Below are 13,778 nucleotides of genomic sequence, written 5' to 3' on the forward strand. Positions count from 1 at the left end.
TTAATCGTTGTAACCTCCTGATTCACACCATGACTTTTCCCCAAAAACTCGTTACCATCGCGCCATACTTTTGCGGATAAAAATGGCAGCGAAATGAAATTTGTCTCTTTCAACATCAACGGCTTGCGTGCGCGTCCTCATCAATTAGCCGCGCTGGTTGAACAGCATCAACCCGATGTCATCGGCTTGCAGGAAACCAAAGTGCATGACGATATGTTCCCGCTCGAAGACGTCAGCAAACTGGGTTATCACGTGTTTTATCACGGGCAGAAAGGTCACTACGGCGTCGCGCTGCTGACCAAAGCTGAGCCTGTCAACGTCTACCGTGGTTTCCCTGACGATGAGGAAGATGCACAGCGTCGTTTGATCATGGCGGAAATCCCGAGTCCGATTGGTGATATCACGGTGATCAACGGTTATTTTCCGCAGGGTGAAAGCCGCGACCATCCCACCAAGTTCCCGGCGAAAGAGAAGTTTTATCGCGATCTGCAAAGCTATCTTGAGCAACAGCTAGCCGTGGATAAACCGATATTGATCATGGGCGACATGAACATCAGCAGCACCGATTTTGACATCGGCATTGGTGAAGATAATCGTAAGCGCTGGCTGCGTACCGGAAAATGCTCGTTCCTGCCTGAAGAGCGCGAGTGGATGGATCGCTTGCTTAAGTGGGGTTTGGTTGATACCTGGCGCGATAAGTTCCCGGGAACCAACGATCGTTTCTCATGGTTTGATTACCGCTCGAAAGGCTTTGACGACAATCGTGGTCTGCGCATCGATCTGCTGCTGGCGAGCCAGCCGCTCGCCTCGCGCTGTATTGAGAGTGGCATCGATTACGATATCCGCAGCATGGAGAAACCGTCGGATCACGCCCCGGTTTGGTCGACATTTAAGCTGTGATGAAGCAGCGTGGCGTCTAGCGCCACGCGCTTTTATTTGATGATCTTCCAGATAAGCGGATTGGTTCCCAATACCTTCTCATCCCTGCCGCACTGCAATAACACGCCTTCCGCTTTGACTACCGCACCTTCAGAATAACTGCGGTTCTCATAGGTACAGCACTGCATGCAATTGCTCTGACGATTGTTTTGCCCTTGTGTCCACACTTCTGGCGGCAGATCCACCACCACATCGGTATTGCCCATACGATTGTTTTCCGGCTGGCGGTTGGCCAGCGCCGAGGTGCTGCATAACAACAATCCGCCCAGCAACATCATTGCATAACGCATCACTCTGTCTCCTTGGTTTTGCGACGAGCCGTTTTCGGTTTGGCTTTCTTTTTGGCCCCAGGCGCTGTTAATCCGCGAAAGGCCTGTAACGACGGTCGCTGGCGTGCTTCACCAATCAGCCCAATCAAGGTGCTGACCAGCGGCTGCATAAACTCATCATAGCGACAAGACTTCTCGCTAATCCGGGTAAGCGTCGATTCCCATTGCGCCGTCATATCGGGCCGGGCGGCCATTTCTGGCAGTGCATGGATCAACGCCCTGCCCGCATCCGTCGAATGAATATAGCGGCCTTTTTTCACCAGGAAAGTGCGGCGGAACAGCAATTCGATAATGCCCGCACGCGTCGCTTCCGTACCTAAACCATCGGTTGCACGCAGCACTTTCTTTAATTCTTTATCCTGCACAAAGCGGGCGATGCCGGTCATCGCAGACAACAGCGTCGCATCGGTAAACGGACGCGGCGGTTGCGTCTGCTTCGCCAGCACTTCGCCGCGCTCGCACAGCAGCTCATCACCTTTAGCGACGACCGGCAGCGGCGTGCCATCGTTCTCCTCGTCACGCTCTTTGCTGCCGAGCAGCGCACGCCAGCCGGCTTCGGCCAGAAAACGCGCTTTAGCGATAAATTTTCCGCCGCCGATATCAAGATCAATAACGCATTTGCGGAACACCGCATCCGGGCAAAACTGCATTAAATACTGGCGGGCGATCAATCCGTAAATATTGGCCTCATTTTCGGTCAGACTAACCTTACTGGCACGCGCAGTGGGAATGATGGCATGGTGCGCATCGACCTTTTTGTCGTCCCAGCAGCGGTTCTTCTGATCGGGATTGAAATCCGCTGGCGGTGTCAGATTGGGCTGATGCGCCTGAATGGCGTTCAGCACCGCATGGCGTCCGGCAAAGTGCTCATCGGGCAGATAGCGGCTATCGGAACGCGGGTAGGTGATCAGCTTATGGGTTTCATAAAGCCGCTGACAGCAATCCAGTACGTTCTGCGCGCTGAGGCCAAAGCGCTTACCGGCTTCGATCTGCAGGCCAGAAAGCGAAAATGGTAGCGGTGCGGTATCGGATTCACGTTTGTCGTTATATCCGGTGACCAGCGCCGGCTTACCATTAATGCGCTCAAGCACGTGATCCGCCAGCGGACGATGCAGCAAACGCCCCTCTTCATCCTGCCACGGCTCGCAAGCATCGCTTGGCACCCATGTCGCGACAAAACGCTCGTCTTTTGGCGTGACGATGTGCGCTTTAACTTCGAAATAGTCCTTAGGGATAAAGTTTTCGATCTCTTCATCGCGGCGCACCACTAAACCCAGCACCGGCGTCTGCACGCGGCCAACCGACAGCACGCCGTCGTAACCGGCGTTACGGCCCAGCAAGGTAAAGGCGCGCGTCATGTTGATGCCGTACAGCCAGTCGGCGCGCGCACGCGCTAACGCAGACACACACAGCGGAATGAATTCGCGATTCTCACGCAGGCGCCCAACCGCACGTTCAACCGCCGAAGGATTAAGATCGTTAATCAGGCAGCGCTGCACCGCTTTACGTTTCTCTGGTGCGAGCTGCAGGTAATCCAGCACTTCATCCACCAGCAGTTGACCTTCACGATCGGGGTCACCCGCATGCACCACCATGCTGGCTTGTTGCAGCAGGCCTTCAATCACTTTCAACTGCTTCGCTACGGATGGACGTGGCTGCAGGCGCCATTTTTCCGGAATAATCGGTAAATCAGCCAGATTCCAGCGCGCATAGCGGCTGTCATAACTGTCGGGCTGCGCCTGCTCCAGCAGGTGCCCAACACACCAGGTCACAACCTGGTCATTCCCGCAGGCAATATAGCCGTCTCCGCGTCGATGCGGTTTTGGCAACACGTCGGCAATCGCACGCGCTAAGCTGGGTTTTTCGGCAATAAACAAACGCATGGATGGCGTCGTTCCTTAACGTCAGGTAACTACGGTAATCAGTGGACGATCGGCTCTAGCGGCAAACAGTTCGCCAATCGACGTTGCTTGCACGCCTGCTGCAGAGGCGCAGCGCTGGAATGCCTCAATGGCGCTGGGTTGAACCGCCACCAGCAGACCACCGGAGGTTTGTGGATCGCACAGCAACGCGCGGGTGGCATCATCTAAGGGTGAAACCTGCTCGCCATAGCTGGCGAAGTTGCGGCTGGTGCCACCGGGCACCGCTCCCGCAGCGATATAGTCATCGACGCCCGCCAGGCGCGGTACCTGCGCTGCAATCACTTCGGCACGCAATCCTGAACCCTGGCAGATTTCACTTAAATGGCCGAGCAAGCCAAAACCGGTGACATCGGTCATCGCGCTGATGCCCGCCAGTTTGGCGAACTCCGCTCCGGCTTTATTCAGCTGGCACATTACGTCGGCGGCCAGCGACTGGTGTTCAGGCCGTAGCAGGTCTTTTTTCTCCGCGGTAGTGAGAATGCCAATGCCTAATGGTTTGGTGAGGAAAAGCTGACAACCGGCCTGCGCCGCGCTGTTCTTTTTCACCCGTGCCACATCGACGATACCGGTTACGGCCAGGCCGAAAATCGGCTCTGGCGCATCAATCGAATGGCCGCCCGCCAGGGCGATTCCCGCCGCCTGACAAGCGGCACGCCCGCCCTCGACCACCTGCTGCGCCACTTCCGGACTCAGTACATTCACCGGCCAGCCTAATATAGCGATCGCCATGATGGGTTTCCCGCCCATGGCGTAGATATCGCTGATGGCGTTAGTGGCGGCGATACGACCAAAGGTAAAAGGATCGTCGACGATCGGCATAAAGAAATCGGTGGTGCTTACTACCGCAGTACCGTTGCCGAGATCGTAGACTGCAGCATCATCACGCGTTTCATTGCCAACCAGCAGTTGCGGATCGTGAAACGGGCTGAGCTCACTGCGCAGAATGGTTTCCAACACCTGCGGCGAAATTTTGCACCCACAACCCGCACCGTGGCTGTATTGCGTTAAACGAACAGGTTCACTCATGGCGACTTCCTTATGCGATGAACAGAAGGCGCTATGTTAGCCTGGCTGTTAGTTGGGAGTAAGTGTTGCACGACCTAACCTCGATCTTTCGCACAGGCTCTGTGCAATCTTTGCAACGGCGCCTAACCTGCCGCAAAAGTCCAGCATTGTCTGTCAGAAATAACTGACAAACTGCGCGGTGTCCGGCGCAACCACGGTGGTGTTGGCTTTCAACTGCGGCGTGCCGAGATAGAGGAAACCGACAATCGCATCTTGCTCGCGGCAGCCAAAGGCTTCGCGCACGGACGGATGATCGGTCCACGGACCGCTGCGCCAGATGCCATTAAAACCTTGCGCCACGGCGGCCATCTGCATCGCCATCACTGCACAGCTGGCAGACGCCAGTTGCTCCCACTGCGGCACTTTGGCGTTCTCTTCACAATGCGCCACCACGGTGATGATCATCGGCGCGCGATAAGGCGCGGAGGCTGCTTTGTCAATCGCCTTCTGCTCAAGATTGCTGTCACGCGCGGCCTGTTCCAGCAAGTTAGCAAAGCGCTCGCGCCCCTCATTTTCGACAATAATGAAACGCCATGGCTGCAGCGTACCGTGATCGGGGGCGCGCATCGCGGCGTGCAGAATATTTTGCAACGCTTCACCTGCCGGCGCCGGTTCTGCCAGACGAGACGCCGAGCGGCGATTAACTAATAAATCCAATGCATCCATTATTCTTCTCCCGTGAATAAAACGCGTGGGCTAATCCTGGCACAGCACGATCTTTTGTAACAGTCTGGCGCGATTTCCTGCTGACTTTTCGCACGCCGCTCTTTAGGATGAACCCGACATCGGGGCAGACCGCGTGCTGGCTGCCCTGCTACGTGAATATGGAGAGTTTATGCGCACTTTGTGGCGAATTATTTCCGGTCTGTTCCGCTGGACCTGGCGGGTACTGAATTTTATTCGGGAATTTATTCTTAATTTATTTCTTATTGTTTTGATCCTGGCGGGCGTCGGGATTTGGCTGCAGGTTTCCAGTTCCAACAACAGTGAGCCTGTACAGCAAGGCGCATTGAAAATCGATCTGAGTGGAGTGCTGGTCGATAAACCTTCCGTCAGCAATCGTCTAAGTCGTATCAGCCGTCAACTGTTAGGCGCCAATAGCGATCGCCTGCAGGAGAATTCCCTGTTCGATGTCGTCGATGCGATCCGCCAGGCAAAAACCGATAAAAACATCACTGGCATCGTGCTGGAGCTGCGTGACTTTGCCGGTGGCGATCAACCTTCGCTGCAATATGTGGGTAAAGCACTGCGCGAATTCCGTGACGCCGGCAAACCTATTTATGCAGTCGGCGACAGTTACAGCCAGGCGCAATACTACATCGCCAGTTACGCCAACAAGGTGTATCTCTCACCTCAGGGCACGGTCGATCTGCACGGTTTCGCCACCAACGGCCTGTACTACAAGACTTTGCTGGAAAAGCTGAAAGTTAATTCGCATGTATTCCGTGTAGGCACTTATAAATCTGCGGTTGAGCCGTTCCTGCGTGACGATATGTCACCGGAAGCGCGCGACGCTGATGGGCGCTGGATTGGCCAGCTGTGGCAGAATTACCTGAATACTGTGGCAGCCAATCGTCAAATTACACCAGAACAGCTGTTCCCAGGTGCAGCCGGCATCATTAGCGGCTTGCAAGCGGTGCACGGTGATACCGCAAAATATGCGCTGAATAATAAATTGGTGGATGTACTGGATACGCGTGCAGCCGCCGATCAGGAACTGGTGAAAACCTTCGGCTGGGATAAGGCGAATAACGATTACCGTAGCGTGAGTATCTACGATTACACCGTTAAACAGCCGCCGCAGAGCCAGGATGGCAATATCGCCGTGATCCTCGCCAGCGGTGCGATTATGGACGGTGAAGAGAGTGCCGGAAACGTCGGCGGTGATACCACGGCGTCGCAAATCCGCGATGCGCGCCTGGATGCTAAAATCAAAGCCATTGTGTTGCGTGTCAACAGCCCTGGCGGCAGCGTCACGGCATCGGAAGCGATTCGTGAAGAGCTGGCGGCAGCCCACGATGCGGGTAAACCGGTGGTGGTCTCAATGGGTGGCATGGCGGCTTCCGGCGGTTACTGGATTTCAACGCCTGCCGATTACATCGTGGCGGCACCCAGCACGCTGACCGGTTCCATCGGTATCTTTGGCGTGATTAACACCGTTGAAAACAGCCTGAGTTCGGTGGGTGTGCATACTGACGGCGTTGCCACATCGCCGCTAGCGGACGTCGCTACCACCAAAGCGCTGCCAACCGAAGTGCAGCAGTTGATGCAGCTGACCATTGAGAACGGCTATCGTAACTTCGTGGGCCTGGTGGCGACCTCACGTCACAAAACGCCTGAGGAGATCAATGCGATTGCACAGGGTCACGTCTGGACCGGTAGCGATGCGAAAGCCAATGGTTTGGTCGATGCGTTGGGAGACTTTGACGATGCCGTGGCGAAAGCTGCTGAGCTGGCGAAAGTCGCTAAGCCGGAGTTGAGCTGGTATCAGGACGATCCGGGCATGATCGATCTGCTGCTGAATCAGATGAACGCGTCGGTTCAGGCGGTGTTGCCGGCTGCGCTGAAAGTCTGGCTGCCTGCGCCAATGCTGGACGTCATGAGCGCAATGAAACAGCAACCTGGCTTACTGAATAACCTCAACGATCCGCAAAATCGCTACGCTTTCTGCCTGAACTGCGGCAACGTACGCTAATCTTTACAGCCCGGCCGCTGGTCGGGCTGCTTTTCGTTCGCAATCCCCTTATACTGCGCGTTTTACGGCAAGTCTGAGTTCCTTCATGCAAAAGAAAAATATCTACGTAGCCTACACCGGCGGCACCATCGGGATGCAGCGCTCTGCGCAGGGCTACATTCCGGTATCGGGTCATCTGCAACAGCAGCTGGCAAACATGCCCGAATTCCATCGGCCTGAAATGCCGGATTTCACCATCCATGAATATCAGCCGCTGATGGACTCCTCGGACATGACGCCGCAGGATTGGCAATCGATTGCGAACGATATTAAGCAAAACTACGATCGTTACGATGGCTTTGTAATTTTGCATGGTACCGACACCATGGCCTTCACCGCTTCGGCGCTCTCCTTTATGCTGGAGAACCTCGCTAAGCCGGTGATTGTCACCGGCTCGCAAATTCCCCTGGCAGAATTGCGTTCTGATGGGCAGCAAAACCTGCTGAACTCGCTGTATGTGGCGGCCAATTATCCGATCAGTGAAGTTGCACTGTTTTTCAATAACACGCTATTTCGCGGCAACCGTACCACTAAGGCACATGCTGACGGCTTTAATGCCTTCGCATCGCCAAACCTGGCGCCCTTGCTGGAAGCGGGTATTCATATCCGCCGGTTAAACACCCCGCCCGCACCGCAAGGTCACGGCGAGCTGATTGTGCATCCGATAACACCACAGCCGATTGGCGTGGTAACGATTTATCCGGGTATCTCTGCCGACGTGGTGGGTAATTTCCTGCGTCAACCGGTGAAAGCCTTGATCCTGCGCTCTTACGGCGTTGGCAACGCGCCGCAAAATGCTGAGTTTCTTTCGGAACTGCAACAGGCCAGCGATCGCGGCATTGTGGTGGTGAATCTGACGCAGTGTATGTCCGGCAAAGTGAATATGGGCGGCTATGCCACCGGCAATGCGCTTGAGCATGCGGGTGTGATCAGCGGTTTTGATCTCACCGTTGAGGCCACATTAACCAAACTGCATTTTTTATTGAGTCAGAACCTTACCAGCGCGGAAATTCGTGCCAAAATGCAGCAGAATTTACGCGGCGAACTGACCGAAGATTGATACGGAGCGAAACCAATGAAGCGGGCATTGATAATCATCGATATTCAGAACGATTTTTGCCCCGGCGGCCCAATGGCGGTGCGTGAGGGTGACCAAACGGTTGCCGTCGCCAATCGATTTGCGCGTGAGTTTCACGATCGGGGTGAATGTGTGGTGGCATTGCAAGACTGGCATCCAGCCAATCACGGCAGCTTCGCCTCGATCTCCGGCGAGCCGGTCTACACGCTCGGCGAATTAAACGGTTTAGCGCAGATCTGGTGGCCCGATCACGGTATTGAGAATTCTGTCGGGGCGGATTTTCATCCCGATCTCGATCGCTCTCTGATTGATGCCGTATTCCATAAAGGGGGCGATGTTGAGGTGGATAGCTACAGCGCCTTCTTTGATAACGGCCATCGACGCAAGACAGAACTCGACAGCTGGCTGCGCGAGCGCGGCATTAGCAATTTAGTGATGTTGGGTATTGCGACCGATTACTGCGTCAAATACAGCGTGCTGGATGCGCTGGAGTTAGGTTACAACGTGGAGGTGGTTAAAGAGGGCTGCCGCGGTGTGAACCTGAATCCGGATGACAGTGAAATTGCTTTCGCTCAGATGGAAGCACAAGGTGCGGTATTAATCTGAAAATAAGGGGCTGGTGAGAACCAGCCCTTTTGATTTTTAGTGCAGGTTGATGCGCGTCACGTCGGGCTCAATGCCGAACTCTTCTTTCAGCTGTTTCTTCGATTTCATCACCATATCCCCACCTTTGCTGATGGTCATATGTTGCGGATCGTCATTGTGGCGAGCCTGCCACAACATCACCAGCTGCAGACAATTCTCTTTCTGCTCTGGCGTCAGCGCGACGCCATCTGGCCATTTGCCGATTTCAACCGCCGTGGAGAGCCGCTCGTACACTTCCGGCGTCATCGCCTCCAGCATCGCTTCCAGTTCCTGTTTCATGCTTAGCCCTCTTGCTGATTACCCTGCTCATCAGTGAAGTTTAGCGAGGCGGAGTTCACGCAGTAGCGCTCGCCGCTCGGCTGTGGGCCATCCGGGAACACATGTCCCAAATGCGCATCACAGTTGCCACAGCGAATCTCAACCCGGTGCATGCCGTGTGAATCATCTTCCAGATAGCGGATAGCGTCGTCACTGAAAGGCTGATAGAAACTTGGCCAGCCACAGCCTGAATCGTATTTGGTTTCGGAGAGAAACAGCGGCGAATTACAAACTAAGCAGTGGTAAATCCCTTCCTGCTTGTTGTGCAGCAAGGCGCCCGAGAAAGGGGGCTCCGTTCCACGATGCTGAGTGACATAGCGCTGCATTTCGGAAAGCTGCGCAATTTTTGCGTCGGGTGCGGTGTCTTTAGCCATTTTGAGTTCCGGAGTGTCATTCTGAAAAAATCGACTAGTATTCTAACAAACGTACAACATCCATCGGGTCTTTTTTCGTGCTAACGCCTCCGACATCTGTTCCACAGCACGATTTTGTGATGGCGATCACCCTTTGCAAAAGTCATCCCTTTTCAGCCCGCATTCGGCGTAACATAGGCGCGCAATAAGGGTGCTGCGTAAGCGATTGCGCAACGAATTATTCCTGGTGTTGGAATTGACCTGTCGCAACAATTGACACGATTCCGCTTGACGCCTGGTAAGGTTTTTGTAATTTTACAGCCAACCTTTTATTCACTAACAAATAGCTGGTGGAATATATGACTATCAAAGTAGGTATTAACGGTTTTGGCCGTATCGGTCGCATCGTTTTCCGTGCTGCGCAGCAGCGTTCTGACATCGAAATCGTCGCGATCAACGATCTGCTCGACGCCGATTACATGGCATACATGCTGAAGTATGACTCTACTCACGGTCGTTTTGACGGCACTGTAGAAGTGAAAGACGGTGCACTGATTGTTAACGGTAAGAAAATCCGTGTTACCGCTGAGAAAGACCCGGCTAATCTGAAGTGGGACGAAGTGGGTGTTGACGTTGTTGCTGAAGCGACCGGTATCTTCCTGACCGACGAAACTGCACGTAAACACATCACCGCTGGCGCGAAGAAAGTGGTTCTGACTGGTCCATCTAAAGACAGCACCCCGATGTTCGTACGTGGCGCTAACTTTGACAAATATGCTGGCCAGGACATCGTTTCTAACGCGTCTTGCACCACTAACTGCCTGGCTCCACTGGCTAAAGTTATCAACGACAACTTCGGAATCGTTGAAGGTCTGATGACCACCGTTCACGCAACTACCGCGACGCAGAAAACCGTTGATGGCCCGTCTCACAAAGACTGGCGCGGCGGCCGTGGCGCAGCGCAGAACATCATCCCATCTTCTACCGGTGCAGCTAAAGCAGTTGGCGTTGTTCTGCCAGAGCTGAACGGCAAACTGACCGGTATGGCGTTCCGCGTTCCTACTCCAAACGTGTCTGTTGTTGACCTGACTGTTCGCCTGGAAAAACCAGCGACCTACAAAGAAATTTGTGCAGTGATCAAAGCTGAGTCAGAAGGCAAAATGAAAGGCGTTCTGGGCTACATTGAAGACGACGTGGTTTCTACCGACTTCAACGGCGAAACCCTGACTTCAGTATTCGATGCTAAAGCAGGTATCGCTCTGAACGACAACTTCGTGAAACTGGTTTCCTGGTACGATAACGAAACTGGTTACTCACATAAAGTTCTCGATCTGATTGCACTGGTTGCTTCTAAGTAAGCTAACCGGCTAAACGGACAAGGGGTGACTTCGGTCGCCCCTTTTTTTCGACTGGATAAAAGAGAAGGTCTGACCATGCAAGATACGCTTTATACCCTTCCGGTAGTGAATCAAATCACCCCTTATCTGTCACAGCGCCAGCAGGATGATTTGCCGATTGTGGTAATCAGCCATCCTAAAGTGCGTGCGGCGATTGCCCTGCAAGGTGCGCATCTGCTTTCGTGGCAGCCTAGCGGCCAAAAACCGGTGATTTGGCTCAGTGAAAAAACCCCGTTTACCACAGGTAAAGCAATCCGCGGCGGCGTGCCGATTTGCTGGCCGTGGTTTGGTCCGGCAGGTGAACCGGCGCACGGTTTTGCACGCAATATGCCGTGGACGCTGACCGCCCATGACGAAAACGAAGATGCGGTAATGCTGACTTTTACGCTGGAAAGCAACGCACAAACCAAAAAGCTCTGGCCGCACGATTTCACCCTGCTCGCTCGCTTCCGGATTGCTGAGCATTGTGAAATTGAGCTGGAAGCTTACGGCGACTATGAAGCCACCGCAGCGCTGCACAGCTACTTCCAGATTGCGGATATCACACAGGTCGAAGTGAGCGGATTGGGTAACAGCTTTATTGATAAGGTTAACGATAATGCGATTGGCGCATCCGACGGCAAGCAAACCTATCCCAACCGCGTGGATCGTATTCACACCGCAGCGGATGACTGCAGCGTGATTCACGATAAAGCGGGCAAACGCCAGATTGAAGTCTATCACCACTATCAGAGTGACGTTGTCACGTGGAATCCAGGTCCGGAGTTATCATGCAGCATGGGGGACATGCCAAATGAAGGCTATAAAACCATGGTGTGCGTGGAAACGGCGCGCATTAGTAAGCCGCTAAAAAGCGCGGGCGAATCCCCTGCGCGTTTAGGCACCACGATGCGTATCGTTAATAAGTAATAAAATGCGGCGCCGTTGCGCCGCTAAACCACATCTAATGCAGTTTTAGATTGAGGCGCAGGAAACGCCCGATCAATGATGCTCAGCTCTTCATTAGTCAGATTGATACTTAGCGCGGCCGCGTTTTGCTGCACATGTGAAACGCTGCTGGCTTTAGGAATGGCCAAAACACCTTGCTGACGGATCACCCAAGCCAATAGCACTTGCGCCACGCTGATGCCCTTCTGTTGTGCAATCTGTTGAAGATGCGCATCGTCAAACAGCGCCTGTCGCAGTCGTCCAGCCTGCGCTAACGGGCAATAGGCCATAATCGGTATCTCGCGCTGCTGACACTGCGGCAACAAATCGTACTCGATCCCGCGTGACGCTAAGTGGTACAGCACCTGATTGGTTAAACAGGATTTGCCGCCGGGCTCTTGCCACAGTTCCAGCATATCGTCATGGTCAAAGTTCGAGACGCCCCAATGGCGGATTTTGCCCTGCTGCTGCAAGGATTCCATCGCGCGAATGGTTTCTTCTAAGGGCACATTGCCACGCCAGTGCAGCAGGTAGAGATCGAGGTAATCGGTTTGCAGACGGCGCAGACTGCGCTCGCAGGCCTCGATAGCATCGACTTCACCGGCATTCCAGGGATACACCTTCGATACCAGCCAGGCTTGATCGCGACGGCCGCGTAACGCTTCGCCGACCACCTCTTCGGCAGCGCCTTCCGCATACATTTCCGCCGTGTCGATAACCTTAAGTCCAAGATCTAAACCCGCCTGCAGTGCGCCCACTTCCTGGCTGCGCAGCGCTGCATTCTCACCCATATACCAGGTTCCCTGGCCAATAGCGGGTAAAGCTGATTCACCGTGAAATTGGATAGTCTTCATCACTCCTCCTGTTGTGCTGATATGGGGCTCTGAATTGGTGCAATGTAAGAAAAACGCCTCATTACGAGGCGTTTATTTAATCGTCAGAAGCTGTAACTGATGCCGGTCCAGAGTGTGAACTGGCCACTCTTATCGACCATCGGGCTGTCTTTGATTTCGCTGTCGAAGCGCGTGTAACGACCAGACAAGCTGGCGTTCCAGCTTTGGCTGATTTGGTAGCTGGCATTCATCTCGACATACGGCGACCAGCTGTCGTCTGGATGATACTCAGCGATGCCGGTTCGCGCACTTTCATGGGATGAAACACCGTAGTAATAACGGTTCTGATTGGCGCTGTTCCACATTGCACCAATGCCCGGCGTCAGGCTGAATGCGCCGAAATCAAAGCGATATAGATAGGTGAGATCCCAGATTAAACCATTGCTGTTATTGAGCACATCACCCAGCAGAGCGGTGCGCACGATACCCCAATCGGCAACGTGGCGATAGTTGGCGCCGGCCATCAGCGTCATACGGCGCTTATCCAGCGCTTTCATGTCACCCAAATCGTTGTCTTTCGGATCGTACTGCTGCGGCGATCCCAGCACCGTCAGCGACAGCTGATTCTGCGGGTCTTTCCACAGGTAATAGCCGCCTTGCAGGCTACGGAACCAGAAGTTTTCACCTTCATAATTAATCACCGGAATCGGCAGATAGCGGTCTTGTCCGCCCCGATAAGGTGACTGCGCATAAATCACCGAAGCGCCAAGAGATAAGGGTTCTGCATGAGTGCCGAACGCCGCAAAATAACAAGGAATAGCCAGAGTAAGCGCTTTAAGTTTGAATTGGTTCACAATTTATTCAGTCCATTAATATAACAATCACACGCAGAGTCTAACCAAATTTTTGCTATCGGTTAACGTTTAATGATGCTCTCTAACCAGCATAGCGAAATATTCTCAGTGGCTTCATCGCTCTCACGGCTTAGGTTGATTGCCTCAGTGCTTATGAGACTTTGTTATTGATATATCGCTGAATAAGGAGAAAAGTGGCTGCAGGTTTTCTGAATGCCTTCTACAGTTAAATGTAAGACGAGACTTTTTTGTACGAGCAGAGTAACCATAAGAATTGTGTATCCCGATAAAAAAACGTCAGGTTGGCATAAGGGTTGCTGTACTCAATAAAGAATATCTTCCGGGAGCTGCTACAAACTTTTATTACGCTCCTTTACCTGTGCT

Annotated in this window: 14 protein-coding genes; 6 read left to right on the forward strand and 8 right to left on the reverse strand. The window is 53.6% G+C overall.

Annotated elements, in window-relative coordinates:
- Positions 1-93: 93 nt before the first annotated feature.
- Complete coding sequence (gene xthA, locus ACVLVH_RS05195) at positions 94-900, forward strand: exodeoxyribonuclease III (protein WP_192411710.1); 807 nt, start codon at positions 94-96, stop codon at positions 898-900.
- 32 nt (positions 901-932) lie between these two features.
- On the opposite strand, the gene ACVLVH_RS05200 is transcribed toward xthA, so the two are convergent.
- The 4 genes from ACVLVH_RS05200 to ACVLVH_RS05215 all read right to left on the reverse strand — a co-directional run bounded on the left by ACVLVH_RS05200 (position 933) and on the right by ACVLVH_RS05215 (position 4,921).
- On the reverse strand, positions 933-1,229 hold the full coding sequence (locus tag ACVLVH_RS05200; RefSeq protein WP_192234039.1) for a YnjH family protein: 297 nt from the start codon (positions 1,227-1,229) through the stop codon (positions 933-935).
- A complete protein-coding gene (locus tag ACVLVH_RS05205; protein WP_137385899.1) occupies positions 1,229-3,151 on the reverse strand; it encodes a DNA topoisomerase III in 1,923 nt (640 codons plus the stop codon). Before ACVLVH_RS05205 ends, ACVLVH_RS05200 begins: the two co-directional genes overlap by 1 nt.
- Before the next feature lie 21 nt (positions 3,152-3,172).
- Positions 3,173-4,216 carry a selenide, water dikinase SelD gene (gene selD / locus ACVLVH_RS05210; RefSeq protein WP_192411708.1) on the reverse strand — a complete coding sequence of 348 codons (1,044 nt, stop codon included), beginning with the start codon at positions 4,214-4,216 and terminating at the stop codon, positions 3,173-3,175.
- Positions 4,217-4,369: 153 nt separating this feature from the next.
- Entirely contained in the window at positions 4,370-4,921 is a 552-nt protein-coding gene (locus tag ACVLVH_RS05215) for an NAD(P)H nitroreductase (RefSeq protein ID WP_110866269.1), read from the reverse strand.
- A 169-nt stretch (positions 4,922-5,090) separates the two neighbouring features.
- Here ACVLVH_RS05215 and sppA point away from each other — a divergent pair, with 169 nt between their 5' ends.
- The 3 genes from sppA (at position 5,091) to pncA (ending at position 8,673) form a co-directional block, all read left to right on the forward strand.
- A complete protein-coding gene (gene sppA / locus ACVLVH_RS05220) occupies positions 5,091-6,950 on the forward strand; it encodes a signal peptide peptidase SppA (RefSeq protein WP_192411707.1) in 1,860 nt (619 codons plus the stop codon).
- A gap of 85 nt (positions 6,951-7,035) precedes the next feature.
- Entirely contained in the window at positions 7,036-8,049 is a 1,014-nt protein-coding gene (gene ansA / locus ACVLVH_RS05225) for an asparaginase (RefSeq protein ID WP_101764219.1), read from the forward strand.
- Between the two features lie 15 nt (positions 8,050-8,064).
- Positions 8,065-8,673, forward strand: coding sequence for a bifunctional nicotinamidase/pyrazinamidase (pncA, locus tag ACVLVH_RS05230; protein WP_192411706.1), 609 nt, complete (start codon positions 8,065-8,067; stop codon positions 8,671-8,673).
- Positions 8,674-8,709: 36 nt separating this feature from the next.
- Here pncA and ACVLVH_RS05235 read toward each other — a convergent pair whose 3' ends face one another.
- Entirely contained in the window at positions 8,710-8,991 is a 282-nt protein-coding gene (locus ACVLVH_RS05235) for a YeaC family protein (protein WP_101764217.1), read from the reverse strand.
- Between the two features lie 2 nt (positions 8,992-8,993).
- Positions 8,994-9,404, reverse strand: coding sequence for a peptide-methionine (R)-S-oxide reductase MsrB (gene msrB / locus ACVLVH_RS05240; RefSeq protein WP_110866272.1), 411 nt, complete (start codon positions 9,402-9,404; stop codon positions 8,994-8,996).
- 338 nt (positions 9,405-9,742) lie between these two features.
- Here msrB and gapA point away from each other — a divergent pair, with 338 nt between their 5' ends.
- Positions 9,743-10,741 (forward strand): glyceraldehyde-3-phosphate dehydrogenase, encoded by a 999-nt coding sequence (gene gapA / locus ACVLVH_RS05245; protein WP_007889697.1) that lies wholly within the window; start codon positions 9,743-9,745, stop codon positions 10,739-10,741.
- 75 nt (positions 10,742-10,816) lie between these two features.
- Complete coding sequence (locus tag ACVLVH_RS05250) at positions 10,817-11,689, forward strand: D-hexose-6-phosphate mutarotase (RefSeq protein WP_192411705.1); 873 nt, start codon at positions 10,817-10,819, stop codon at positions 11,687-11,689.
- A 23-nt stretch (positions 11,690-11,712) separates the two neighbouring features.
- Here the strand turns inward: ACVLVH_RS05250 and ACVLVH_RS05255 are convergent, their stop codons facing one another.
- Both ACVLVH_RS05255 and ACVLVH_RS05260 read right to left on the reverse strand, forming a co-directional pair.
- Positions 11,713-12,564 carry an aldo/keto reductase gene (locus ACVLVH_RS05255; RefSeq protein WP_312463730.1) on the reverse strand — a complete coding sequence of 284 codons (852 nt, stop codon included), beginning with the start codon at positions 12,562-12,564 and terminating at the stop codon, positions 11,713-11,715.
- An 80-nt stretch (positions 12,565-12,644) separates the two neighbouring features.
- Positions 12,645-13,394 carry a MipA/OmpV family protein gene (locus ACVLVH_RS05260; RefSeq protein ID WP_110866275.1) on the reverse strand — a complete coding sequence of 250 codons (750 nt, stop codon included), beginning with the start codon at positions 13,392-13,394 and terminating at the stop codon, positions 12,645-12,647.
- Positions 13,395-13,778: the final 384 nt, after the last annotated feature.

The sequence above is a fragment of the Kluyvera sp. 1366 genome (assembly GCF_054823405.1).

Bases quoted from the DNA above. Each gene is read 5' to 3' on its own strand.
- xthA (WP_192411710.1), top strand. From the start codon at position 94: ATGAAATTTGTCTCTTTCAACATCAACGGCTTGCGTGCGCGTCCTCAT.
- ACVLVH_RS05200 (WP_192234039.1), bottom strand. From the start codon at position 1,229: ATGCGTTATGCAATGATGTTGCTGGGCGGATTGTTGTTATGCAGCACC.
- ACVLVH_RS05205 (WP_137385899.1), bottom strand. From the start codon at position 3,151: ATGCGTTTGTTTATTGCCGAAAAACCCAGCTTAGCGCGTGCGATTGCC.
- selD (WP_192411708.1), bottom strand. From the start codon at position 4,216: ATGAGTGAACCTGTTCGTTTAACGCAATACAGCCACGGTGCGGGTTGT.
- ACVLVH_RS05215 (WP_110866269.1), bottom strand. From the start codon at position 4,921: ATGGATGCATTGGATTTATTAGTTAATCGCCGCTCGGCGTCTCGTCTG.
- sppA (WP_192411707.1), top strand. From the start codon at position 5,091: ATGCGCACTTTGTGGCGAATTATTTCCGGTCTGTTCCGCTGGACCTGG.
- ansA (WP_101764219.1), top strand. From the start codon at position 7,036: ATGCAAAAGAAAAATATCTACGTAGCCTACACCGGCGGCACCATCGGG.
- pncA (WP_192411706.1), top strand. From the start codon at position 8,065: ATGAAGCGGGCATTGATAATCATCGATATTCAGAACGATTTTTGCCCC.
- ACVLVH_RS05235 (WP_101764217.1), bottom strand. From the start codon at position 8,991: ATGAAACAGGAACTGGAAGCGATGCTGGAGGCGATGACGCCGGAAGTG.
- msrB (WP_110866272.1), bottom strand. From the start codon at position 9,404: ATGGCTAAAGACACCGCACCCGACGCAAAAATTGCGCAGCTTTCCGAA.
- gapA (WP_007889697.1), top strand. From the start codon at position 9,743: ATGACTATCAAAGTAGGTATTAACGGTTTTGGCCGTATCGGTCGCATC.
- ACVLVH_RS05250 (WP_192411705.1), top strand. From the start codon at position 10,817: ATGCAAGATACGCTTTATACCCTTCCGGTAGTGAATCAAATCACCCCT.